At 42.4% G+C, this 24,481-nt stretch carries 16 protein-coding genes, 1 pseudogene and 1 riboswitch; of the genes and pseudogenes, 8 read left to right on the forward strand and 9 right to left on the reverse strand.

Annotated elements, in window-relative coordinates; translation table 11 throughout:
• Positions 1–5: 5 nt before the first annotated feature.
• The gene (gyrA, locus tag HWQ42_RS29820; RefSeq protein ID WP_292818345.1) at positions 6–2,636 is read left to right on the forward strand and encodes a DNA topoisomerase (ATP-hydrolyzing) subunit A; all 2,631 of its coding nucleotides are present in this window, start codon (positions 6–8) and stop codon (positions 2,634–2,636) included.
• Positions 2,617–4,224: an apolipoprotein N-acyltransferase gene (lnt, locus tag HWQ42_RS29825; RefSeq protein WP_292818348.1), complete on the forward strand. Its 1,608-nt coding sequence runs from the start codon at positions 2,617–2,619 to the stop codon at positions 4,222–4,224. The genes gyrA and lnt overlap by 20 nt, the downstream gene beginning before the upstream one ends.
• A gap of 106 nt (positions 4,225–4,330) precedes the next feature.
• Here the strand turns inward: lnt and HWQ42_RS29830 are convergent, their stop codons facing one another.
• From HWQ42_RS29830 to HWQ42_RS29840, 3 genes are all read right to left on the reverse strand, one after another.
• Positions 4,331–4,948, reverse strand: coding sequence for an rRNA large subunit pseudouridine synthase E (locus HWQ42_RS29830; protein ID WP_292818351.1), 618 nt, complete (start codon positions 4,946–4,948; stop codon positions 4,331–4,333).
• A 61-nt stretch (positions 4,949–5,009) separates the two neighbouring features.
• Positions 5,010–6,272 carry a HAMP domain-containing sensor histidine kinase gene (locus HWQ42_RS29835; protein WP_292818354.1) on the reverse strand — a complete coding sequence of 421 codons (1,263 nt, stop codon included), beginning with the start codon at positions 6,270–6,272 and terminating at the stop codon, positions 5,010–5,012.
• Positions 6,273–6,330: 58 nt separating this feature from the next.
• Positions 6,331–7,011: a response regulator transcription factor gene (locus HWQ42_RS29840; protein WP_292818357.1), complete on the reverse strand. Its 681-nt coding sequence runs from the start codon at positions 7,009–7,011 to the stop codon at positions 6,331–6,333.
• Between the two features lie 220 nt (positions 7,012–7,231).
• On the opposite strand from HWQ42_RS29840, the gene HWQ42_RS29845 reads away from it, so the two are divergent.
• Positions 7,232–7,891 (forward strand): hypothetical protein, encoded by a 660-nt coding sequence (locus HWQ42_RS29845; RefSeq protein ID WP_292818360.1) that lies wholly within the window; start codon positions 7,232–7,234, stop codon positions 7,889–7,891.
• A 575-nt stretch (positions 7,892–8,466) separates the two neighbouring features.
• On the opposite strand, the pseudogene HWQ42_RS29850 reads toward HWQ42_RS29845, so the two are convergent.
• Positions 8,467–9,794 (reverse strand): annotated as a pseudogene (locus HWQ42_RS29850) (HAD-IC family P-type ATPase); the annotation flags it as partial.
• A gap of 375 nt (positions 9,795–10,169) precedes the next feature.
• On the opposite strand from HWQ42_RS29850, the gene HWQ42_RS29855 reads away from it, so the two are divergent.
• Positions 10,170–11,162 carry a 2-hydroxyacid dehydrogenase gene (locus HWQ42_RS29855; RefSeq protein ID WP_292818363.1) on the forward strand — a complete coding sequence of 331 codons (993 nt, stop codon included), beginning with the start codon at positions 10,170–10,172 and terminating at the stop codon, positions 11,160–11,162.
• 77 nt (positions 11,163–11,239) lie between these two features.
• Positions 11,240–11,336, forward strand: a riboswitch (TPP riboswitch).
• Between the two features lie 7 nt (positions 11,337–11,343).
• Positions 11,344–12,717: a phosphomethylpyrimidine synthase gene (thiC, locus tag HWQ42_RS29860; RefSeq protein ID WP_292818366.1), complete on the forward strand. Its 1,374-nt coding sequence runs from the start codon at positions 11,344–11,346 to the stop codon at positions 12,715–12,717.
• 1,137 nt (positions 12,718–13,854) lie between these two features.
• Here the strand turns inward: thiC and HWQ42_RS29865 are convergent.
• Entirely contained in the window at positions 13,855–15,843 is a 1,989-nt protein-coding gene (locus HWQ42_RS29865) for a S8 family serine peptidase (RefSeq protein ID WP_292818368.1), read from the reverse strand.
• 326 nt (positions 15,844–16,169) lie between these two features.
• Between HWQ42_RS29865 and HWQ42_RS29870 the strand changes: the two genes are divergently transcribed.
• On the forward strand, positions 16,170–16,733 hold the full coding sequence (locus HWQ42_RS29870; RefSeq protein ID WP_292818371.1) for a hypothetical protein: 564 nt from the start codon (positions 16,170–16,172) through the stop codon (positions 16,731–16,733).
• A 94-nt stretch (positions 16,734–16,827) separates the two neighbouring features.
• Positions 16,828–17,712: a DUF4351 domain-containing protein gene (locus HWQ42_RS29875; RefSeq protein WP_292818374.1), complete on the forward strand. Its 885-nt coding sequence runs from the start codon at positions 16,828–16,830 to the stop codon at positions 17,710–17,712.
• 77 nt (positions 17,713–17,789) lie between these two features.
• Here HWQ42_RS29875 and HWQ42_RS29880 read toward each other — a convergent pair whose 3' ends face one another.
• Genes HWQ42_RS29880 through HWQ42_RS29895 form a run of 4 tightly spaced genes read right to left on the reverse strand, consistent with a single transcriptional unit; the run spans position 17,790 to position 22,820 of the window.
• Positions 17,790–19,094: a hypothetical protein gene (locus HWQ42_RS29880; protein WP_292818377.1), complete on the reverse strand. Its 1,305-nt coding sequence runs from the start codon at positions 19,092–19,094 to the stop codon at positions 17,790–17,792.
• 29 nt (positions 19,095–19,123) lie between these two features.
• Positions 19,124–20,368: a decarboxylase gene (locus tag HWQ42_RS29885; protein ID WP_292818380.1), complete on the reverse strand. Its 1,245-nt coding sequence runs from the start codon at positions 20,366–20,368 to the stop codon at positions 19,124–19,126.
• Entirely contained in the window at positions 20,356–22,191 is a 1,836-nt protein-coding gene (locus HWQ42_RS29890; protein WP_292818383.1) for an asparagine synthetase B, read from the reverse strand. Before HWQ42_RS29890 ends, HWQ42_RS29885 begins: the two co-directional genes overlap by 13 nt.
• Before the next feature lie 5 nt (positions 22,192–22,196).
• Complete coding sequence (locus HWQ42_RS29895) at positions 22,197–22,820, reverse strand: DUF3859 domain-containing protein (protein ID WP_292818385.1); 624 nt, start codon at positions 22,818–22,820, stop codon at positions 22,197–22,199.
• A 275-nt stretch (positions 22,821–23,095) separates the two neighbouring features.
• On the opposite strand from HWQ42_RS29895, the gene HWQ42_RS29900 reads away from it, so the two are divergent.
• Positions 23,096–24,127: a VOC family protein gene (locus HWQ42_RS29900; RefSeq protein WP_292818387.1), complete on the forward strand. Its 1,032-nt coding sequence runs from the start codon at positions 23,096–23,098 to the stop codon at positions 24,125–24,127.
• Positions 24,128–24,481: the final 354 nt, after the last annotated feature.

The raw sequence follows: 24,481 nt of genomic DNA on the forward strand, positions 1-24,481 counted from the left end.
AGGTTATGACAACCTCACAGGAGAGGATTATCCCGATAGACTTGCGAACCGAAATGTCGCAGTCTTATCTGGAATACGCCATGAGCGTGATAGTGGGTCGGGCGTTGCCAGATGCCAGGGATGGACTCAAACCTGTGCATCGCCGCATTCTCTACGCAATGCACGAGCTAGGTCTGCTCCACGATCGCCCCTTTAAGAAATGCGCCCGTGTGGTGGGGGAAGTATTGGGTAAATATCACCCCCACGGTGACACGGCTGTGTATGATGCCTTGGTGCGGATGGCACAGGATTTTTCCATGCGATCGCCCCTAGTTAACGGGCATGGTAACTTTGGTTCGGTAGACAACGATCCGCCAGCCGCCATGAGGTACACCGAATGTCGGTTGCAAGCTTTAACTAGCGCTGGTCTACTCCACGACATCGAATTAGAAACCGTAGACTTTGCCGATAACTTCGACGGTTCCCAGCAAGAACCCACAGTCTTACCAGCACGGATTCCCCAGTTATTGCTCAACGGTTCCTCTGGGATTGCCGTGGGTATGGCCACCAACATTCCCCCCCACAATTTGGGCGAATTGATCGATGCTTTGGTGGCAGTGATCCACAATCCAGAAATCACCGATCTCGAATTAATGCAGTATGTCCACGGCCCAGATTTTCCAACTGGGGCGCAGATTTTAGGAACATCTGCCATTCGAGAAGCTTACACAACCGGGCGTGGTTCCATAACCATGCGTGGTGTCGCTAACATTGAAACCGTTGAACAACGGGGACGCCCAGATAGAGAAGCAATTATCATCACCGAATTGCCCTATCAAACCAACAAAGCGGCGCTGATTGAAAAAATCGCCGAAATGGTGAACGAGAAGCGTCTAGAAGGGATTGCAGATATCCGGGATGAAAGCGATCGCGACGGGATGCGAGTTGTGATCGAACTCAAACGTGATGCTTATCCTCGCGTCGTTCTAAACAACCTCTACAAGCAAACACCACTGCAAGCCAACTTCGGCGCAAATATGCTGGCGTTGGTGAATAGCGAACCCCAAGTACTCACCCTCAAGCAGTTCTTAACCGTCTTCTTGGATTTCCGCATCGAATCCATTGCCAGACGCACCCGTTACGAACTGCGGAAAGCCGAAGAACGCGATCATCTCCTCCAAGGGTTATTAATTGCCCTATCCCAATTAGATCCAATTATTGTCTTGATTCGCCATGCGCCCGATGCGCCCACAGCTAAAGGTGAGTTAATCACAACTTACGGACTTTCAGAAGTGCAAGCAGATGCGATTTTGCAAATGCAATTGCGGCGCTTGACTGCCTTAGAAGCAGACAAAATTCGTTTGGAACACGACGAATTACAAGCGAAGATTACCGACTTGCAGGATATTTTGGCACGCCGGGAGAGAGTGCTAGAAATTATCGAAACCGAAGTTGGACAACTGAAAACTAACTTTGCCACACCCCGCCGCACAGTAATTTTACCAGGAGAAGGGGAATTAGACGATCGCGACCTCATTGCCAATGAAAAAGCGATAATTCTGGTGACAGAGCAAGGCTACATCAAACGGATGCCAGTCAACACCTTTGAAGCGCAAAGCCGTGCTACCAGAGGTAAAGCCGCAGCCAAGGTGAAAGATGATGATACCATTGAGCATTTTTTGACTTGCTGCGATCACGACAGTATTTTATTCTTTAGTGAGCGTGGTGTTGTTTATTGCCTGAGAGCTTATCAAATTCCAGCGAGTTCGCGTACCAGTCGCGGGACACCAATCGTCCAGATGTTACCGATTCCCAAAGAGGAAAAAATCACCTCGATTGTACCCGTTGACGAGTTTAGCAGCGAAGAATATCTGGTCATGCTCACTAAGGGCGGCAATATCAAGAAAACCGAATTGGCAGCCTTTAGTCATATTCGCGCCAATGGCTTGATTGCCATTTCCTTAGAAGAAGGCGACCAACTGCGCTGGGTGCGACGTGCCAGAGTCGAGGACAGTGTAATCATTGGTTCTCGTAACGGGATGGCGATTAACTTCCGGTGCAACCACGAACAACTGCGTCCTTTAAGTAGGGCGACTCGTGGGGTAAAAGCCATGAAACTCAAAAATAAAGATGAACTCGTGGGTATGGATATTCTACCCGCAGCAATTCTTGAAACTTTGGATGTTACAGAAGCCGAAATAGCCGAAACAGAAGATATTGAAGCAATCGAAACAATCGAAACAATCGAAACAGAAGATATCGAAATTACCGAAACGACTGAAGAATCCGCAGAAGTGCCTAGCAGTGGCATTGTTGGCCCTTGGGTGTTGGTAATTACAATGGGAGGATATGGTAAGCGCGTACCCGTTGCCCAGTTCCGACTACAAAATCGTGCTGGTCAGGGTTTAATGGCAACCAAGTTCAAAAACCGCAAAACCAAAGACAAGCTAGCAACCCTACGCATTGTCAACAATGATGATGATGAAATCATGATGGTGACAAATCGCGGTATTATCATCCGTCAAGCGGTAAATGCGATTTCTATCCAATCGCGATCGGCAACTGGAGTCAGAGTGCAGCGTTTAGATGAAGATGACGCTATTACCGGAGTAGCAATAGTTCCACCTGATGCTGCCGATGCAGAAGAAGCAGAATAAAAAGCAGGGAGAGAGGTTAACCACCTTACTCCCTTATTTAATCACCTTAGCTAGCGGCATTTTAATGGGGCTAACTGTAGCCCCAGTAGGTGCATGGTTCCTGGCTTGGATTGCCATAGTTCCCTTATGGGTGCTAGTTGTAACTTCAGCCAAAGGTAAAAACCAATTCCCCCCGGCTTTCCTCTGGGGTATTGGTTTTCACGGTGTCGCCCTATTCTGGATTACCGGAATTCATCCGATGACATGGTTGGGCGTTCCTTGGTTGCCAAGCTTGGCAATCACGCTTTTTTGTTGGGGATTTATCAGTGTCTTGGGTGGGGTATTCCTTACTATTTGGGCGGCTGTAATGGTTCGCCTGGGCGGGCAAAAACCGTGGCTACGTGTCCTGATTGGTACAGCCGTCTGGTGCGCCTTAGAGAGCCTTTGGAGTGCTGGCCCTCTATGGTGGAGTTCACTTGCTTACACTCAAAGTCCGCACAATCTCGTAATTGTACATTTGGGTCAACTCTCTGGGCCTAATACTGTGACAGCGGCGATTGTTGCTGTTAATGGGTTAATTGCCGAAGGATGGACGAACCGCAGAGGCACAGAGGGCACAGAGAAAATTTCCTCCGTGTTCTCTGCGCCTCTGCGGTTCGTTAATAAATACTTAGTTGCCGCCACAGGATTATTAATTACCTTACACCTTATCGGTTTTTTCTTATACAGTCGTCCCATTGCCCAACCTCCAGAAACAGCGTTAAAAGTAGGGATTGTTCAGGGTAATATCCCGAACCGACTTTTACGAAGTTCCGAAGGGTTTCGTCGCGCCCAAGAAAATTACACTAATGGGTATTTAACTTTAGCAGACCAAGGTGTAGATGCAGTTCTCACCCCAGAAGGAGCCTTACCTATTTTCCAGCGCAACTTGATGCAAACTGCCTTAGTCGCAGCAGTGAAGGACAAAGGCGTAGTTGCTTGGATTGGGGCTTTTGGCGAACGAGGAGACAGTTATACAATTAGCTTGTTTACTTTCAATGCTAAAGGTGAAATTGTCAGCCGCTACGATAAGTCCAAACTAGTACCTTTGGGAGAATATATTCCCTTTGAAGGAATTTTAGGCGGGATAGTTCAACGCTTGTCGCCTTTGGATGCACACCAAGTTGCTGGTTCAGCAAATCAGCTATTTGACACTCCTTTTGGTCGCGCGATCGCTAGTATATGTTATGAATCTGCTTTTCCTGAACAATTTCGCCGTCAAGCGGCGGCGGGTGGGCAATTTATTCTCAGTTCTTCTAACGATGCCCATTACACTGCATCCATGCCATTTCAGCATCATGCACAGGATATCATGCGGGCTATTGAAAGCGATCGCTGGTCAGCACGGGCAACTAATACTGGATATTCAGCCTTTGTAGATCCTCATGGGAGAACCTTGTGGATGTCTGGATATAATACTTACGAAACTCATGGTGAAACAATTTATCGGCGACAGACACAGACTTTATATGTGCGTTGGGGTGATTGGTTAACACCGTTGTTGTTAATCTCCTCTGGAGGAGCTTGGCTGGTAATTCGCGGTATAAATAAATTTAGTAATGTTGGATAATCTTTAGCCTATTGCAATACGCTTGGGTGAAGCAAAGCGCAACCCAACAAAGCTATGAAAATATTGGGTTTTGATAAGTCTTTAACCGAACACGATAGAATTCCTATTATGGGGTGGTTTTTAAGGGAAAACTTTTCGATTTATTAAAATTATGCAGAAATTGGAGTTCAGAGGCGGTGAGGTCGCGCCATTGACCCAATTGTAGGTCATCTAACTGTAGGTGAGCTATGCTGACCCTGACCAGCCGCAAAGTCGGAAACCCGACAGCCGCAGTCATACGGCGTACTTGGCGGTTTTTTCCCTCTGTCAAAGTCATTTCCAGCCAAGCTGTCGGTACATTTTTGCGAAATCTAATTGGTGGGGTGCGTTCAGGTAGCTGTGGTTCTTCTGGTAAAAGCCTAACTTCTGCTGGTTGAGTGCGATAATCTTGAATTTCCACACCTATTTGCAATTTCTTAATAGCATCTGCATCGGGAATTCGCTCTACCTGTACCCAGTAAGTACGTTTATGACCAAAACGTGGATGGGCGAGGCGATGTTGCAATTGTCCATCGTTTGTTAACAGCAGCAACCCTTCACTATCCCAGTCTAAGCGTCCCACAGGATACACATCAGACACATCAATATAATCTTTTAGGGTGCTATGTGTGGGGGCATCTTTTGTAAACTGGCTGAGAACGCCATAGGGTTTGTAAAAAATAATATATCGGTAATGATTGGGCATGGGGCATTGGGCATTGGACTTCTGAATTCTCTTTTAACAATAGAAGCAGAATTTATAAATCTTACTTTAGAGGCAAAGCAATTTGTAAAATTGTACCTTCTTGGAATACACTCTTAATAGTAATTTTACCACCATGAGATTGAACTATTTGTTGGACAATAGCTAAACCTAAACCAAATCCTCCAGTTTGACGAGAACGCTTTTTATCAACTCGATAAAATCGCTCAAAAATATATGGTAAATCAGCTTTAGGAATACCAATACCATTGTCTATAATTTCGATTACAGCCCAATGTGATTGGGTAAACAATTGTAATTTAACTTGACCACCGGCAGGAGTATATTTACAAGCATTATTAAGTAAATTTAAAACTACTTGACGGAGCAAGTTAGCATCACCAAGAACTGTTATACGATTATTTGGTAGTTTGCAAACTAAACTAAGATGTTGTGCATCTGGTTGAGTGGCATAATCATCTGTTATCTGTACAAGCAAATGATTTAATTCAATTACTTGTAATGATTCAGTCGGTAATTGACCTTGATAACGTGCCAGAAACAGCAGATTATTTACTAGAATACTCATTGACTTAGCGATATCAAAAATCTTTTGGAAGCGCTGATGTTGCACCTCCAGATCGGTAGATTTAGATAAAAAGCCGTACTGAGCATTACTAATAATTGCCGTCAGAGGCGATCGCAATTCGTGGGAAGCATCAGATGTAAACCTTTGTAGATGATCGTAATTGTGGCGAATTGGTTGCATTGCTAGCCCTCCCAACCACCAACCTGTGAGAGCAACTACAGCTAAAGTTATAGGCGCTGAGATAGCCAAAACCATACGAAATTCAGCTAAAGCGCTTTCAGTAGCTGTCATCGGCATCGCTGCCTGCAAATAACCAATTAATAAACCATTTTGGTAAACAGGCAACGTTACCTGACGTAGCCAGACTTTACTATCAGTCTTGATAGTATCAAACCCACCTGAGATTAAAAGGCGATCGCTAGGAATCGTACCAAAAAATTGTACAAGTTGCTTTTGATCGTCGTACCAACCTGCATACACAAGTTGACTATCTGGCAATGGTTGTACCATACTTCCCAACAATGGTACGTGTTCTAAGTCTAGCTGTCGTTGACCATTATGCAGCTCTGACTTAACATTAGCTGCCATCACAGTTGTTTTTTTATAAAGTAATCGATCTAGTTCCTCTAACTCATCTATGACTTCCCAGTAGTACAATACCGCCGCAAACATAATTAAAATACTGCCCATTGTTAGCGTGAACCAACTTGCAAGATTGCGACGGCTGCGATTAAACATAAGTAGTCATTGGTAATGTTATTAGTTTGCTAACTTTCCCAGTTTTTACTGCCTACTCCTAATTTGATTCTTGTGGATTTAAGCGATAACCCATACCATAAACTGTTCTAATCCAGTCTCCTGCACCCAAAACCTCCAAGCGCTGCCGCAACTTGCGTATCAGCACAGTTAAGGCATTGCTTTCTGGTTCCATACCGCACTCCCACAAAGCGTCTTCAATCTGGTTGCGAGTTAAAACCTGGTTGGGATGACGCATCAGGTATTCTAGTAATTGTCCTTCACGTGGAGATAATTCTACTTTTACCTGACTCCGTTCTACACTTAATTCAGCTAAATGCAATTGTAAATCTGCTATACATAAACTATATCCCTGCCAATTAGGGACTCTTCGCCCCAAAGCACGTACTCGTGCTAACAGTTCTACCAAGTCAGCAGGTTTAACTAGATAATCATCGGCTCCTGCGTCTAAACCCATAACTTTGTCGGCTGTGGTATCTTTAGCAGTTAACATCAATACTGGTGCATTTTTACCAGAGAGACGATACTGGCGACACAAAGCCAATCCACTAATTGTTGGTAACATCCAGTCCACAATTAATAGATCGTAATCTTTTTGCGAAATCAGCCATTGTGCAATTTCCCCATCTTCTGCTGCATCTACAATATATCCTGCCTCGGAGAGAATACCTTGTAGTGGTTCTAATTGTTCAAAGTCATCTTCTACTAGTAAAATCCGCATAAAACTTTTTAGCGTGAAGCCTTGCCATAGAATTATTAACTCTCTTTTAAAATTAGATATGTTAATTACCTCTATGTCTTCTATCTAATTTTATATTTTAACTTTTAGATTATTCTTCATCAGGAATAAGGTATATCTGCCAACAGGTAGTTACAAACCCTGCTATACCTTCGTGACTATTGAAATTTAAGGTTATCTATAAAATTATAAATTAAAAAATATGCCTGATTTACGCCCAAAAATTTTACTATTGTTTCTACCTCTGCTATTAGTAGGAATTGCTTTTTGGGCTGGTAGTGATTACTTAACAAAGCAATTATTAAGTTTCTCTTACAGAACGCCAGATAAATTGCAAGCTGATAAACTACTACAGGTTTTGCTCAAGCTGAATTTTACAGTAATTGATCTGAAGATACAGGAAGAACAGAACTTTACTCAAGTTCAAATTAAAACGGCAAACTCCATAATTAAAAGGTTAGAGCTAGAAATTCCCAACTCAAAATTTCCAGAAGTAGCAATCGCCCAAAAATTAGGATTGTATCCTCAAATTAAAAAACTAAAACGTCATCAAGAAATACAGGTACAAATTCCCCTGAATTTGACAGCAATCAAAGCTGAAATTGAAAAAAAGCAAGGATTTAGCTTCATCGAGGTTAGAACGGCTAATAGTCCTCTAAAAAAGTTGAATTTTGCGCTGCCAATAACTGAAGTTAATATGTTAGAAATCATGATTGCTCAATTACTTAATTTATCTGTCGAAGATGTCAGACAAATTATAAGTTATCAAGTTAAAAATCAATCGCGTTTAAAACCACAACCTAAACAACGCATACAAATAGAGAAAGCTGCTAAAACTGAGGCAATCTCGATTATTAATTGAAATTGCAAGGGAGCTAGAGCCAAACCCCAAATTAGAAGAATTGTCCCGCTGATCATAGCAGTAAGGCGACTAATTTCGTCTTTAGTATTGAAAGCTAAGAAAAAAGTTCCTAAACCAAATAATAAGAAGATTAAGCTGCTCATAAACATATTTTTGACTTGTACTGTTTCTTTGTGAAGCTGCATATACAGCAGAATTCAGGAGTAAAACACACTTCATATCAGGCTTTAAGACAAATCGTTGTGTTCTTTACCTTCCTTGAAATCTGTTGTATTTCCCCCTGGAGTCTTACCGTTACCTTGGGCAGGCTACAGGGGAGTCTTGTTATCTGCATCTTAATACAGAATTGGTATTAGTAATTAAAAATCAATCAATACAAATTTACCATATCGTAGATACCAATCTTAGAGGATGTTTATCAAGTCTTAAACTAAAAACCCCCGTTTCCATTATTCTCCCCGAAAGGTCGAAAGTCTTTAAAATACACATTTTTCAGAGTAAACGGCACAACCCTTTATTTATGAGTAGTGCCTGAGAATGTGCCTGTAAATTTGGGATTGGGTTAGGAGAGAAAATTAGTTTAGGGGGTCGAAACGATTTACAATAATTGATACTCCAATCATTGGCAATCCTATGAGCAAGCAAATTAACCATTGATTTAAATTCAGTGGAGCAGTATAAAATAAGTTATTCATTAAGTTCCACTGACTAAAAATAATCTGCAAAATTATCGTAGTAGCGATACCAATTCCAATTGCTGAGGCATCGCTAAATGTCTGTCTAATGCCCCGAATTTTATTAATTAAAGCAATTCCTAATTGACTAATACTTAAAAGATAAAAAATTCTCCCGGCTACTAAAGCCTGAATTGCCATTGTTCGGGCTAAATCGATATTTCCTGTAGTTTGCCGTATCCATTCAAATACACCAAAAATCAAAATCCAGTTAAAGAGAGAAATTGCCAGAATGCGCTTGACTAAACTTTTAGAAAGTAACGGTTCGCGGGGGCTGCGTGGTGATTGTTGCATTACCCGTTCAGACTTTGGCTCAAAGGCCAAGGGTACAGTCATGGCAATTGAATTCACCATATTCAGCCACAAAACTTGTAAAGATAAAATGGGCAATTCTCTGGCAAATAATACACTAATCAAAATCGTCATCGATTCGCCACCATTAACGGGTAGGATAAAGGCGATCGCTTTGAGCAAATTTCGATAAACAGTCCGCCCTTCCTCGACGGCGGCTTCTATTGAAGCAAAGTTATCATCAGTCAAAATCATATCTGAGGCTTCTTTGGCAACTTCTGTACCAGCACCTCCCATTGCAATACCAATATCTGCTTGTTTTAAGGCTGGTGCATCATTGACACCATCCCCAGTCATAGCAACAACCTCTCCTTTAGCTTGGAGGGCTTCAACGATGCGAAGTTTCTGTTCTGGAGCAACACGGGCAAATACTGCCCCATCTTCTATCGCTGTAGTCAGCTCTGATTGCTCCATTTGAGCCAGTTCACTGCCTGTAAAAGCGAGAACTTCACCATTTTTATTGAAGCCCATACTTTGAGCGATCGCTCTTGCAGTCACAGCATGATCGCCTGTAATCATTTTGACTTGAATCCCAGCATTTTGACAGGCTGCCACTGCCTTGATAGCCTCACTTCTGGGTGGATCGATCATCCCTTGCAATCCCAAGAAAACCAAATCCTTTTTGATATCTCTATGATCGAGTAAATCTTGAGTTTTGGATACAGATTTCTTGGCAAAAGCTAGCACCCGTAAACCAAGATTTGCCATCACATCTACTTCTTGATCTATGGTTTTTGCATCTGGTTTCCCTCAGCATTTAACATCTGCTGACAACGTTTCAGGATTGCCTCTACCGAACCTTTAACGTAAATAGTTTTAACTCCTTCGATGCCGATAGATTGTGCAATTCACGTGGCTGGATGATTTCTTCAGATGTTGCTGTCATTTTGTTTGCGCCAAAATTGACTATTAGGCGATCGGTAAAATTATGAGAAATAAATGTGATGGAAATATGAGCGAAATGCAGCGTTTCATATTTATAGTAATTCAGCAAACATCGTAATTTGGAGCAGTAAATAGACCACGCGGTAGGAGCGCAAGACCTTGCACCCCTAAGAATTACATTACCAGAGTAGCGATTAAAAAATGTTCAAAAATGCCGCAGCTACGCTCGTTGTAGACATCGCTTTTTGAAACGTCAAGGTATTATGTACTCGAACACCGTGCAGCATACATAAAGTCTGAGGTTTTGCATGAAAGTAGCAGTTTTCAGTACAAAAGCCTATGATCGGAAGTTTTTGTCAGCGGCAAATTCTCCCATCCAACACGAGTTAGTGTTTTTTGAACCCCGTTTAAATCGAGATACAGCTATCCTTGCTGCGGGATTTCCGGCGGTTTGCGTATTTGTACACGATCAGGTTGATGCCACAACTTTAGAGCTTCTCGCCTCACGGGGAACTCGTCTGGTTGTCCTTCGCTGTGCAGGGTTTAACAATGTAGACTTAAAAGCCGCAGCAGACTTAGGAATTACCGTTGTGCGTGTTCCCGCCTATTCACCTTATGGAGTAGCAGAACACGCCGTAGGATTGATTTTGAGCTTAAATCGCAAAATTCATCGTGCCTACAACCGTGTCCGAGAAGGCAATTTTTCTTTAGATGGACTGTTGGGATTTAATTTGTATGAGCGTACAGTGGGAATTGTCGGCACCGGCAAAATCGGTCTGATTTTAGGACAGATTATGAAGGGGTTTGGCTGTCAACTACTCGCTTATGACGTTTATCACAATCCAGAATTGGAGGCGCTGGGTGGAAAGTATGTAGAACTACCTGAGCTATTTGCCAATTCCGATATTATCTCCCTGCATTGCCCCCTAACTCCCGAAACCCATCACCTGATTAACACTGAAGCTATAGAACAGATTAAGCCAGGTGTGATGCTAATTAATACTAGCCGAGGAGCGCTGATTGATACCCAAGCAGTGATTGAGGGATTGAAGTCTGGTAAAATTGGCTATCTCGGTGTAGATGTCTACGAACAAGAATCGGAATTGTTCTTTGAGGATTTGTCTGGCGAAATTATTCAAGATGATATTTTCCAGCGTCTGACAACGTTCCACAATGTGCTGATTACCGGACATCAAGCCTTTTTTACAGCAGAAGCTCTCTACAATATTGCAGAAACAACCTTTGCTAATATTACCGATGTTGAACAAGGTCGTCCTTGTGCAAATGAAATTCGCGCTTAAACCCTAAAATCCAAAATTGTATTACCTCATAAATTGTTAACACCTTTGCTCCCAGATATAACCAAGGTGCTAAACTACATCCATGCTAGGGGTGCCTACATAACGAGGCTGAGATCAAACCCTTAACACCTGAGTCTGGGTAATACCAGCGGAGGGAAGCTGTTTATTGAGGAATTACAATATGCGGACTGAATGGGTTGCTAAACGACGTGGGCAGGTTAATGTATCTCAAATGCACTACGCCCGCCAAGGTGTTATCACCGAAGAAATGCACTACGTCGCCAAACGGGAAAATCTCCCGGCCGATCTTATTCGTGAGGAAGTAGCACGGGGACGAATGATTATCCCCGCGAATATTAATCACACTAACCTAGAGCCGATGGCTATTGGCATCGCCTCTAAATGTAAGGTAAATGCTAATATCGGCGCTTCCCCTAATTCTTCTAATCTTCAGGAAGAAGTTGATAAGCTAAATCTGGCGGTGAAGTATGGTGCTGATACCGTGATGGATTTATCCACAGGCGGCGGTAATTTGGATGAAATTCGTACCGCAATTATTAAAGCTTCACCTGTTCCCATTGGTACAGTGCCGGTTTACCAAGCTTTAGAAAGCGTCCACGGCACAATCGAGAATCTGACTGCTGATGATTTTCTCCATATCATCGAAAAGCACGCCCAGCAAGGAGTAGACTATCAAACTATCCACGCAGGGATTTTGCTTGAGCATTTGCCTTTGGTGAGAAACCGGCTCACTGGTATTGTCTCTCGCGGTGGCGGGATTTTGGCGCGATGGATGTTGCATCACCACAAACAAAACCCGCTTTATACCCACTTCCAAGACATTATTGAGATTTTCAAAAGGTATGATGTCTCCTTCAGTTTAGGAGATTCTCTGCGTCCCGGCTGCACCCATGATGCCTCAGATGAAGCACAATTAGCTGAATTGAAAACTCTGGGACAGCTAACTCGCAAAGCCTGGGAAGATGATATACAGGTGATGGTGGAAGGGCCTGGACACGTGCCAATGGATCAAATTGAATTCAACGTCCGTAAGCAAATGGAAGAGTGTTCGGAAGCACCTTTCTATGTGTTGGGGCCATTGGTGACAGACATTGCTCCTGGTTATGACCACATCACTTCAGCGATTGGAGCCGCAATGGCTGGATGGTACGGTACTGCAATGCTGTGTTATGTAACACCCAAAGAACATTTAGGTCTACCAGATGCCGAAGATGTCAGAAATGGGTTGATTGCCTATAAAATAGCGGCTCATGCGGCTGATATTGCTAGACATCGCCCTGGTGCAAGGGATAGAGATGATGAACTTTCTAAGGCGCGTTACAACTTCGATTGGAACCGTCAGTTTGAATTATCACTCGATCCAGAAAGAGCTAAGGAATATCACGATGAAACTTTACCAGCAGATATCTATAAAACTGCTGAGTTTTGTTCAATGTGTGGGCCTAAGTTCTGCCCAATGCAAACTAAGGTTGATGCTGATGCGCTGACAGAATTAGAGAAGTTCTTGGCGAAAGAGGCGGTGACTCAAAGCTAACAGATTAGACCTGCCTTGAAAATAAGGCAGAAGGCAGGAGGCAGGAGGCAGAAGGCAGGAGGAAAAGACATTTTCATTGTTTCTTGTGAGCGCAGCTCATGAAGTCTCTTGCAAAAGTCGAAAAACCGCTGTAACTGGTATCAACTTTAAGTTAAAACTCTTTTAAAACCTTGTTCCCAGTCTCGGACTGGGAATGAGACAAAATGGTTTTGCTTCACGTGAAGGGGGAAGCTGCTACAGGCTGCGCGTAACACGGAAACGTTAAAGCGGAAGCTGTTACAGGCTGCGCGAAACACGGAAACGTCAAAGCGGAAGCTGCTACAGGCTGCGCAAAACACGGAAACGTTAAAGCAGAAGTTCTTACAGGGAAAGCGGAAGCTGCTACAGGCTGCGTAAAACACGGAAACGTTAAAGCGGAAGTTCTTACAGGGAAAGCGGAAGCTGCTACAGGCTGCGCAAAACACGGAAACGTCAAAGCGGAAGTTCTTACAGGGAAGAATATTTTGATTTTTGCTCAGTAATATGTGGTTATTTAAACAGAGCATTAAAAATACCCCACCCTAACCATCCCCGTATGTATTGGCTACGGTGTACACACAAGTCTTTAAGAGTTGCCCTATAAGCTTTTGATCCCCCCAACCCCCCGATAAATTGTAGGGTGGTTTCATACGAAAAAAGAAAAATACATAAGTCTTGATTTCTCGTTTTGTGTCCAGGTTTTTTCCCTCACTTCCATTCCTCTCCCCCACGGGGGAAATGCTTTGAAACCTAGTTTTAGTTTTTCTCTGCTTGTATGAAACCCAATACGGTTCAGTTAAGGCTAAAACTCTTTGTCAAAGTCAATTTTTTTTAACGAACCACAGAGGCGCAGAGGGCACTGAGAGAAGAAGGAAATGCTTAACTGAACTGTATTGGTATGAAACCTCCCGATAAATTAGGAGGCAAAAACCTCTCAAAGTCCTCCTTTTTAAGGAGGATTTAGGAGGATCTACAACATTTTGGTTAGAGAGTTTTGTAGAGAGATGTGTGTACACCGTAGCCCTTTATAAGGGGGGATTAAGTGGGGTAATATCAAGTCTGGCTAATTAGTTATGATTCCCGAATCTATGCAGAAACCCAAAAACCCTTCTCTCCTACTTAAAATCCGATTTCAATAGTCAAACTGCGAATTTTTCCTGTATCTCCTTCAGCTTTATCTGCAACTTCCAGAGTCCAGGTTCCTTGGGGACTTTTACCTTTAAAGGCAGCAAGTTTTGGGGTGTTTACCTCGTCATAGGTTGTTTTGATATTATCTGTAGCTCCGCCTTGGCGATCGTGCAGATTTATGGGAAGTATGCCTATTTGCACCGGGGGAAGGAGAGTAACTATCAAATCCCCAATATAAGTATGCTCAATATCTACATTAACTTTGATGGATTTTAGGAGGGTGGTATTAGCGATCGCCAACGACAATGTTGATGTTTGCAAGTCGTTAATTGGGATATCTTGCACTGCCTGGAAAATACTAATGGGCGATGTTTGCGCGGGCTTGGACAATTCTACAGCTTTCAGAGCATTGATTCGACCGTAACCGTAGAAGGGGCTGCGACCATTAGCATCATATTTACCTCCAGCTGAATCAATGCGATCGCAGGAGCGTTTAAAAATGTCTCGCACTTCATCCCAACGCAGATTTGGGTTTCTGGCCAGAATCAAGGCTGCTACACCTGCTGCACCTGGACAGGAACTAGAAGTTCCGCCAAATTCGTTCGTATAGTTGCCTAAAGCCTCACCCAGATTTCGATTACCCGAATTATAACCAAGCACGCCAGAGCGATCGGTTGTCCAAATTCCCGTGGTTTGAGAAATATCACCATTGTTGCTGGGGAAGGCACACCAAACCGCCTGACCAAAGTCACTGTAAGCGCTTCTTGTGCCGTAGTCGTTACAAGCTGCCACTGCAATCACCTTTTGGTAGCTGGCATAGCCGTCGTTATCAACGCTTTCATTACCATTGCCAGCTGCGAATAAAATTACACAGCCCTTGCCGTTGCGTCCTTTATTGATTGCAAAGTCTATAGCAAGTCGCGTGGAATCAGGCAAAGGTACTTTTTGCTTGTGTGCAGGATCGTCTGGCTCAAACCAAGTACCGTCTGCTGGCCCCCAGCTACAAGAAATAACATCAGCACCATTTTGAGCCGCCCAAATAAAAGCATCTGCTTCATCCTGCGATCCCAGCGCTGAAGCTAAACGAATCGGCATAAGTTTTGCACCCGGTGCTACACCAGATGCCCCAAAGTTACCGTTTGCACAAGCTACTCCTGCACAGGATGTACCGTGGTTATTATCATTTCCCGGTTTGGGATTGTTCGTTTTACGTGTGACATCACGCGGGGCAACAATCTTGCCAGAAGAACGGAACTCTTCATGATCGAGATCCACACCATCGTCAATAATTGCAATTATTGTCCCAGTGCCATTGCTCAACTTCCAAGCGGCTTCAACGTTGGCATGGGCGTTAATTGTCTTACCATTAATTGTTGTTTGCTTTAAGTGCCACTGCTGCGGGAAAACCTGACGTTGGCGTGACTCACGCGCTAGTTCAGGATGGCACAGTTCAACTGATTCCTCATTTAGAAGTCTCTCGGCAATGTCAAAGACGGCTATACCAGTATTTGCAGGGGCACTGACAAAATAAGCATTTCGTGCATATTCAAGTTGGCGTTTAATTGTTAAGTTGTAACGTCTTAAAACCTCTTGGCACACCCTTGACTCTTCTTCGCTATCAAATTTAACAAAAATGTTTTCAGTGTAAACTACAGGTTGTTGGGATATTGGATCGATGAGGACACGTCCGGCAAATTGGACTTCGGACTCATTGTTGAGAATTTCACGGGCATAATCGCGCAAAGCGACACCCTGATTCGGAATTTTCGCTTGCAGAATTTCTACACCCGCTTGCCGAAAGCGTGTTTTTAACTCAAATTGATTGAGGATGCTACGAGCTGTGGGTGACACAGGTGCGACTTCAAAGGATCTTGCACCGACAATAGTGCTGCGGCTTTCGGTACGCACTACAACGTGTTCGTTACTGATAGCAAATTCATACTGTTGGCCGTTCTGTCCACCATAGCGAACCTGAACCATTGTTTAATCTCCTAAATGTTTTGAAAATTGGGAATTGGGAAACCCGTATTATGCCTTACTTTTAAAGCTTGCTGTACCCATCGTAGGCTTACGTTTACTTTATGGATGCTTATGATTTCATGTGTTATATGTGTATTGCGATACAAAATTTAATCTATCTCAGTTCATACAAACCTTCGATTCATCTTTCCAGAAAAGAGAGGATTCAAAATCAGGTTGCTTTAAGAATCTTCACTATCTGTAGGGGCGTAGAACTGTACATCACGATAAAAAAAATGTATTTCTTACCACTGAAAACGCTATAACATCATTACAACTTGAGAAAGATGTTTTATTTTCCGGCTGAGTATTTTTTACAGGCGTATTCTTTACCCCTGATTCCTGAAGTGAGATTTCAAAAAGACTACTTTTCTGAGTATCCCGAACAAATTCGTGTTAGTGGCGATGTAAGCCTACGCACTGCTGTATTTTACACTCGTAAACCTGGGTACTATGCAATACATTACAATCAACCCAAGACTGTGGCAGTAGGAGCAATTTTACGACTTAATGACGGTGCAATCGCAGTTTTTTCAGGCGAACCCAATCAATCAGAAAAGGATATATTGAGTCCGGTTTATACACTAGAATCCAATGCTTCCTTAGCAGTACCAACTGGACTAGTTTTTATCCGCTTTGCTGAAAGCGTTGATGTGGAATCGCAACGCGAGGTAATTAATCGAGCGGGTTATGAAGTTGCACAAAGCCTTGCTTATGCACCTCATACCGCTTGGTTGCGTGCTAAATCAGGTAAGATTATTGATGCGATCGCTGGAATTTCTCAGTTAGAAGCGATCGCTAATGTTGAGAATGTCGAACCTCAAATGCTTATGGAAAGAAGTTTAAGATAAATTACAAATTATACATATTAGAGATATTCTTACTTCTAAGTTGACGGTAATATAAGTACCATGCTTCACTATTGTCTAAATCTTTTTTGATTGAATGACTAGATTTATCCATGACCAATTCGCAAAAGACTATCTGGAAGAATTATTAAAACCTTATGGAGAAGTGCAAGGTTCTAGCCGTGTGGCGGGAGAAGTTCGAGAAATCGATGTTTTATTTTCTCCTTTAACAAAACAAAGCACGAATTTAGAAACACTAGGATTATTAGGAAGATTTGCCGCTACAGCAGCCATTTTTGAACCATTCCGCAACGCTGCATCAAAAGAAGAAATTTGTGATTGTCTGTTAAAATTATTAGAAGTAAGAGGTGGATTACAACGTCAAGCAAATCGTAATAAAACTTCCATTCCAGAATTAGAACTTCCCAAATTATGGATACTCACCCCAACAGCATCTACAACACTGCTGTCAGGATTCGGTGCTACTCAAAAGGTAGATTGGCTACCTGGAGTACATTTTATCGCAGAGTATTTGCGGACTGCGATCGTTGCGATTCACCAGTTACCGCGCACCCAAGAAACTCTGTGGTTAAGAATTCTCGGTCGAGGAACAGTACAAAAACAAGCAATAGATGAATTAGAAGCATTACCATTAAATCATCCGTTTCGCAGAGCAACGCTAGAATTACTTTATAACTTGCGGCAAAACTTGCAAGTTAATCAAAATTCAGAAGAAGACGATCGGGAGTTAATTATGCGATTACAACCACTTTATCAACAAGATCGGGAACAAGCTGTACAACAAGGCGAACAACGTTTAATTATACGTCTAATAAATCGTCGTTTTGGTGAGATTGATTCATCTACTATTGAGCGAGTTCAAGGCTTATCTATTGAACAATTGGAGGCGTTAGGAGAGGCTTTGTTAGACTTTTCAGCTATTTCTGATTTAGAAGCTTGGTTAAACCAACGAATTGAATAAATCTAATTTTATGTGAAACTACGCTTTATTCGTGTAAGAGCAAGTCATGAATTATCCCTAAAATTGAAATGAGAATACTAACCAAAACTTTCAACAACGTACATATCATTTCCTGTATCGCCTACTAAAAGCAAGCTGCTGTCATCACTTTCTAAACTTTGGCTGCCAGCAATACCCTTTTGCAGAACTTTAATTATTCTTTGGGGAGTGAAAGATTCCAATTCCACAAACTTTCCAGATTCTAACCATGATAATTCTTCAGTAGATAAATTTTGACGTATTTCTTCAGGCAATTGTTTAGCTGCTTGCGCCGACTCTGGAGAGGATTGAATGAACATTCCGCGCTTAGTAACGATAATTTGACGTGGTGTTAATCCAATATCAATAATCGCAATCTCGCTATTGATAAACCAATTAGTATTGGTTCTCAAATTATGAACTAAAGCAATTCCTCGTGGATTGCAATCATGTATTGCATAGACTTTCAAATCGGGATTGCGGCGCAGCATTTGCATTGTGGTGTCAAAAATGCTTTGGGGATATCCAGTAATACTGAGAATTGCACAGTTATTTTCAAAGTGAAAATTATTAGCAATTAATAGTTGAGCAATACTAGCAGTATCACAAACGACTAATCTATCAAAACTGTAAGCTGTTACATCAGGATTAACCGTGGCTGGTATATTTTCCTGCTTTGGTGAAGGAAGAATTTTGAGAATTGAACCATTGATTTGCTGCCAACGATTTAGCCAATCTTTTACCTGAGATTGTGAAAGTAAAAATTCTTGCGCTACTCCAATCTGATTTAGCTGTCTAGTTCCTAAGTACAATGAAACCATCCCAATTATTACTGCAATAGCAAATGCAATAAATGAATTTAATATAAATATACTGATTAATATTCCTCCTACCAGAATTATTAAACCTAAAACCTGCAATTTTCTGGCACTTGACTTTCTTCCTTGATTATTAAGTTTACTAGAAATGGTATTTTTAAATAAATAAACAACCCAGATTAAGTTATATATAAATAGTACAATCAAAAAAGAGTTAGAGCCTAATACACCTGAAAGTATCCCGCCAATAAAACCGGGTGCCCAAATACTAAAAAAGAGATAAAAACAACCAAAGTTACTAGACAGGTTAAATGGATTGCGTCTGACGCGATTATCTAAAAAATAAAGCAGTTGTTTGGGCGTAAAAAATAATGTACCCTGAGCAGAGATGTCAGATATAAGTTTTGCAAACATCGGGTCAGTTATCTTAATATTGCCCATACTAGTCGGTTCAAAGGCAAAGGGATGATTGCATTTTATACACCGACCTTGATTAGCTGTCCGGTCTTTTAGTTTATTGTCAGTTCCGCAGTTAATACACTTCATAATGATTGTTTGATGTTAGTTATTAATTGTTAGTTATCTAGCACCTGATTTGTTAGCAAAACATTATATTCTTCCCGCCGACGAATTAAGCGATGTTTGTCATTTTCTAGCAAGACTTCCGCAGGTTTGGGACGGTGTAAAAAGTGAGACGACATGGCGTAACCATAAGCACCGACATCTAGAATGGCAACGATATCACCAATTTCTAGTGCCGGGAGTTGGCAATTTTTCCCTAGATAATCTCGTGAATATGTGGTATTACCACAAATATCAGTTGTGAATGGATTGTCTGCTTGTTTCCAAGTGATAATTTCTCGGTAGCCGCCGTGTACTGAGGGTACTGAAAGATTAGCAACGGTGGTATCAACTCCAACAATCTGTTTTTCTCCTTGCCATTTTACCGAAACAACTTGAGCAAGCAAAGTTGCACATCCTGCGATCGCACTTCGTCCCGGTTCAATCACCAAATCAATTTTCCGTCCTAAACGAGTAATTCTCTCGGTTAACTCAGCCCCAAATATTTCCCAGTCAAAGGCTGTTTTGTTGTGGTGATAGGGATAGCCAAAGCCACCACCAAAATCTAAATATTCCCAATCTGGTAACTTTTGTGCAATAGCGATTACTGTATCGATCGCTTGGGTAAAAGCGGCTGTGGCGTTAGTTCCCGTCCCTCGATAGAAGTGTAAACCACTCAGCTTTAATCCCACCTCACCAGTTAAAGCGATCGCATCACCAAATTCCTCTGGACGTACACCAATGCGGCTATCTCCAGTAATTTCCGGCAAATTGAGACGTAAACCCAGCCGGATAGATTTCTCTCTGCGTCTAGGCAAAACTTCGCAGCACAACTGTAATTGAGCGAGGCTATCAAAATTGAGAGTTGTAACTCCCCAATTCAAGACTTGTATCATCTCAGCTTGATTCAAATTACTGCCGCTATAAACAATCTCACAAGGATCGAAACCAGCTTGCAATCCTAAATAAATGTCTCCTGGCGTATTGGCGTGAAGTCCCCATCCAAAGGAGCGAAAAATTTTTAATAACGCAATGTTGCCATTAGTAACACTGGCAAACCGAAATTGCGTGCGCGGATAACTGACTGCTTTGGTAATCCGCTCAATAGTTTCGCGCAAGCGATCGCCATTATAAACATAAAGCGGAGAACCGTAGTTATTCAGTAACTCCTCGGCAAATTCCCTGGAGAATGGGGGAGATGAGGAGATTAATTGCTCACTCCTAACTCCTAACTCCTCACTTTTATCTAATCTTGCCATCGCTTGTAATTTCTCCATAGCCAACGATGTAACCAAAAGGGATGATCCCAGGATTGTTTACTTAGTTCTTCATTTAAAATGTGCGATCGCCAAAGTTGCCACATAATTAGTAACCAGAGTGTTTCACCAATCCGACGCCCTTGAATAGCTGCTCCTAGTTTCCCTTCAACGATTTGTGCCGCAATGTGAGGATAAAAATGGTTGTTGGCGCGAAGTATTTCTGGATTGAGCCAAATGCCGAGTTGATGCCAAAAATCATTTAAACACCAAGAAGTTGAAGGAACCCCCATACCACGCTTTTGTCGCCAGACAATTTCAGGTGGAAGCCAATTTTCTACAGCCCGTTTGAGGATATATTTTTCACAAGCACCCTGCAAACAGAGTTCTCCCGATAGGCGGAATGTCCATTCAGCTAGAGGTAAATCACAAAAAGGCGATCGCACCCACAAACCATGAGCAAACCCCAATGCAGTCGCACGAGGATGGATACTCTGCGCTCCTTTGAGCATCAAACCAGCACGGCGGAGGCGATGCAGCAAAGATGGGCATTCATTGCGATCTAAAGCTGCCAATAGCCAATCTTCAGGATGCAAATTTTGGATCTGTGCATAAACCTCCGGCTGATAAACTTGAGATTCATATCCCCCAAGACGGTGAAAGGTGCGGAGATATTGCTGGATAAAAGTTTGTTGTCCGGCGAGATTTTCTGCTTGATAAACACCTGCGGCAATTAAAGGTTTGTTTGTCCAACCGGCAAACAATTGATCTCCACCTTCGCCGTTAAAAATTACCTGAGTTTCCTGACTCGCTCTCTCTGACAGGAGATACAACGGCACACACACGCCATCGCCAAAGGGTAAATCTAATGCTTGCACAGTCGGAATTAGCGCATTCTTGATGGAACTGGGGGTTACTGCAACTTTAACAAGTGGAATTTTGAGAAACTGGGCGACTTGTTCAGAGTATGGATATTCTGGAATACCTGCGTTACCAAAATCTAAAGTGTAAGCGCGGACTTTCACCCCTGCTTGTACCAGCAGCGCCGCCACCACTGAAGAATCGAGTCCCCCAGAGAGAAACACCCCGACAGGCTCATCCTTTAAATCGGCAATTTGTCGCTCAATGGAGTTTTTAAGGAGAGTTTGCAATTCAGTAATTGCTGTAGCTTCGTCTGTTAAATCTTCTGGCGCTTCCCGCCACGAGTGGATTTTTTTAGATTCTGATGTTTTCAGAATACCTGATTGGCGATCGCTCTGCCAAACTAATTCAGTTCCCGCCGTCACTGCAAACACTCCATTAATGGGAGTTAAGGGTGTAGGAACGTAAGAAAAACAGCTATAGCCATATAACCCAGGAATGCTAACTTCTGACTGGTGCAAAATCGGTAAAAGTAATTGCAGTTGAGATGCAAACCAAATTATTTGTCCTTGCTGAGTCCAATACAAAGGCACTTTTCCGAAAGGTTCTCTTCCCAAAATTAGGCAGTTGTTTTCTTGGAGACTTACCCAAGCATCGGGTGAACTAAATAATCCTGATGCGGAGACGGCAGCAATTTGATTTTGTTGCAGTGGGGGAGTGCCATGAATTCCTATATGAACAACATTCCAGATGGGAGGAGAATAATTTTCCTGTGCAGAAAACTGACTTTTCAGACCTAACCCCCTAACCCCCTTCCCTACTAGGGAAGGGGGAAAATTCAAAGCCTCTCCCCTTGTAGGGGAGAGGTTTGGAGAGAGGTTTTCCAAAATACTACTTAACAGCGCTTCCAACTCCTGTTGAGCGCCGTAACCCCAATAGCCAAGAAAGTGATGCGGGATAACCATCTGGACTATTTAACTTCAAAGGTTGCATCGCTAATCTGCCGACCTTCTAGAAACATCTGCACCTGCCAATTGCCAACAGTTGCAGCCGGGTTAATAGTGTAGCGACACTGGGTATCCCAGACAGACGTATTAATCTCGCGGGTTTGATAGTTGTTTTGCTTGACAATTTGACCGCTTGGGTCAATCCAATTACAAGAGAGAGACAGCTTTTTACCCAAAGGTGCATCCTTTAAGGTGACACGATACAACACTTCTGGATTGGTTTGGCGAGAAATTGTCTTTAAGTCGCCGCCATTATCTTGTGTTAAAGTGATGCGGTCTTGTTGAGTAGAAACACGGGAAAGTGTAGAACTTTGCTGCTGCATGAAAAATATTGTAGATGCGATCGCAACTACTATAACTGCCACCACTCCAGAGGTAATCCATCGATTCCGGCGTTGCTGTACCTCCAGTGCTTGGCGGCGATTTAGCTGAATCAGCGCTTCATCTAGTAACTCTGGCGGTAAATTCAACTCCTGTAAAATTTCTCTCACCTGCTGTTGATCTAGTTCCGCTTCCCGACGCAATTGCAGACCTTCTACTTCTGTAACTATTTGTGATAATTGCTCTTGAGTCAGTCGCTGCGTCATAGCTTAACTCCTGTTGAAAAATTTGATTGCGATCGCTAATTACGTGTAATCAGAAGAACTTTGAACTTTATATATTAGATATCTCACTTTTGTAAGTACATCATAAGCTACAAAAAAAGGTTGTTGTTTTCCAGATTCTTTCTGAGATACTTTTGTAAACACAGACGCGATTCATCGCGTCTCTACTCAATACTCTTTCTTGTACAGACGCGATTCATCGCGTCTCTGATTCATCGCGGATTCATCGCATCTCTATTCCTAACTCAGCACTGATTATGACTCACGAACAACAAACCGCTATTGAAGGTATCTATGAAGTCTGCATCGGCATTCCAGAGCCAATTTCTGCAATTCACTATTGGGACCAATTTGGCTATCGCATTGGTGAAGCGGGTGAATTAACCGCAGATGTAGCCCATCAATTATATGGGGTGAATTCGTCTTTACGCTCAATTCGCCTCTACCACCAAAATGCAGATCATGGTTTGATTCGGCTGATGGTTTGGCAAAATCCCACCAATGAAGGTTTGGGAATAGCGTCAATGAAAATTAAGGGAAATCGCTGGGCAACAAGTTTAACTACGGATGTCTTGAGTATTTTAAATCATATAGAGGATGCAAAGGCAGCAGGTTTCCCTATTAGATACTCTAGCCCTTATTGGGAAGTCATCTACAACAAAGATAGAAAAAGCCGCCCTTTTCTTGAGCCAGCAGTTGGTGTGCGAGAAATGTTGCTGCTGCAACCCTTAGCTAGACAAGTTTTGTTTCAACGGTTTGGCTATACACTACCGCATTACGGACAAGTTAACCAGAATGCGGCACTCAAGACTAGTCAGTTTACGCACATGGGGATTATTGTTCAAGATGACAGCAAAGAAACCCTGAAGTTTTATGAAGAAGTTTTGGGTTTGCTGCGCGTGCGGGATGATGTCGAAACTAGTTATGAATCTTCGCCCGCAGGTAAAGATATTTTTGACCTTAATCCTGGTGAAAAGTTTATTGTCACTACCTTTGACGATCCTCGTTCTTCTAAGTCTGACCTGATGGCTGCACGCAGTGGTAGACTTTATGTGATTCGATTCCCAGAATCTATTGATTTAGAATCGCGCTTTGAGGCAGCCCAACCTGGTAGCTTGGGTATGTCTTTATATACCTATCGGGTTAAGGGAATACAGGAATATTGCGATCGCATCAAGGCGAGTACTGCACAAAAAGTTACAGACGTTATTAGTAATGAATTTGGCGAGACAAGTTTCTCCTTTATCGCACCAGATGGCTATTTCTGGACTTTGCTAGAAGGTAATTAACTAGACATCTGACGAAAAAGAATCTAGATACGCAAAATTTCGTGTCTATTACTTGTTACCTGTAAATACTAGAATTAACATGACGAAAAAGAAGACTTCTTGCAAAAGCCAAAAAATAGCCCGAAAATTTCTTTTCGGGCTAATAACTCAATTTGTTTAAAACTAGCTAATCAGATTAGTTTTAGTCTGTTTCAACCGAATTGAGTTATTAGCTAAAGGCTTGATTCTCTAGCTGTTCAAGTATTTTTGCAATAGTATTTTTGCAATGGATTTAATAAAAATTTCCAATACCTCCTTCCCCAAAAGTGTTGAATGTTAAGAAAAATCCGATAAAAATAACCCAAAATATGGTAA

Origin of the sequence: Nostoc sp. JL23 (genome assembly GCF_017115065.1) — a bacterium.
Taxonomy (GTDB): Bacteria; Cyanobacteriota; Cyanobacteriia; order Cyanobacteriales; family Nostocaceae; genus Nostoc; species Nostoc punctiforme_A.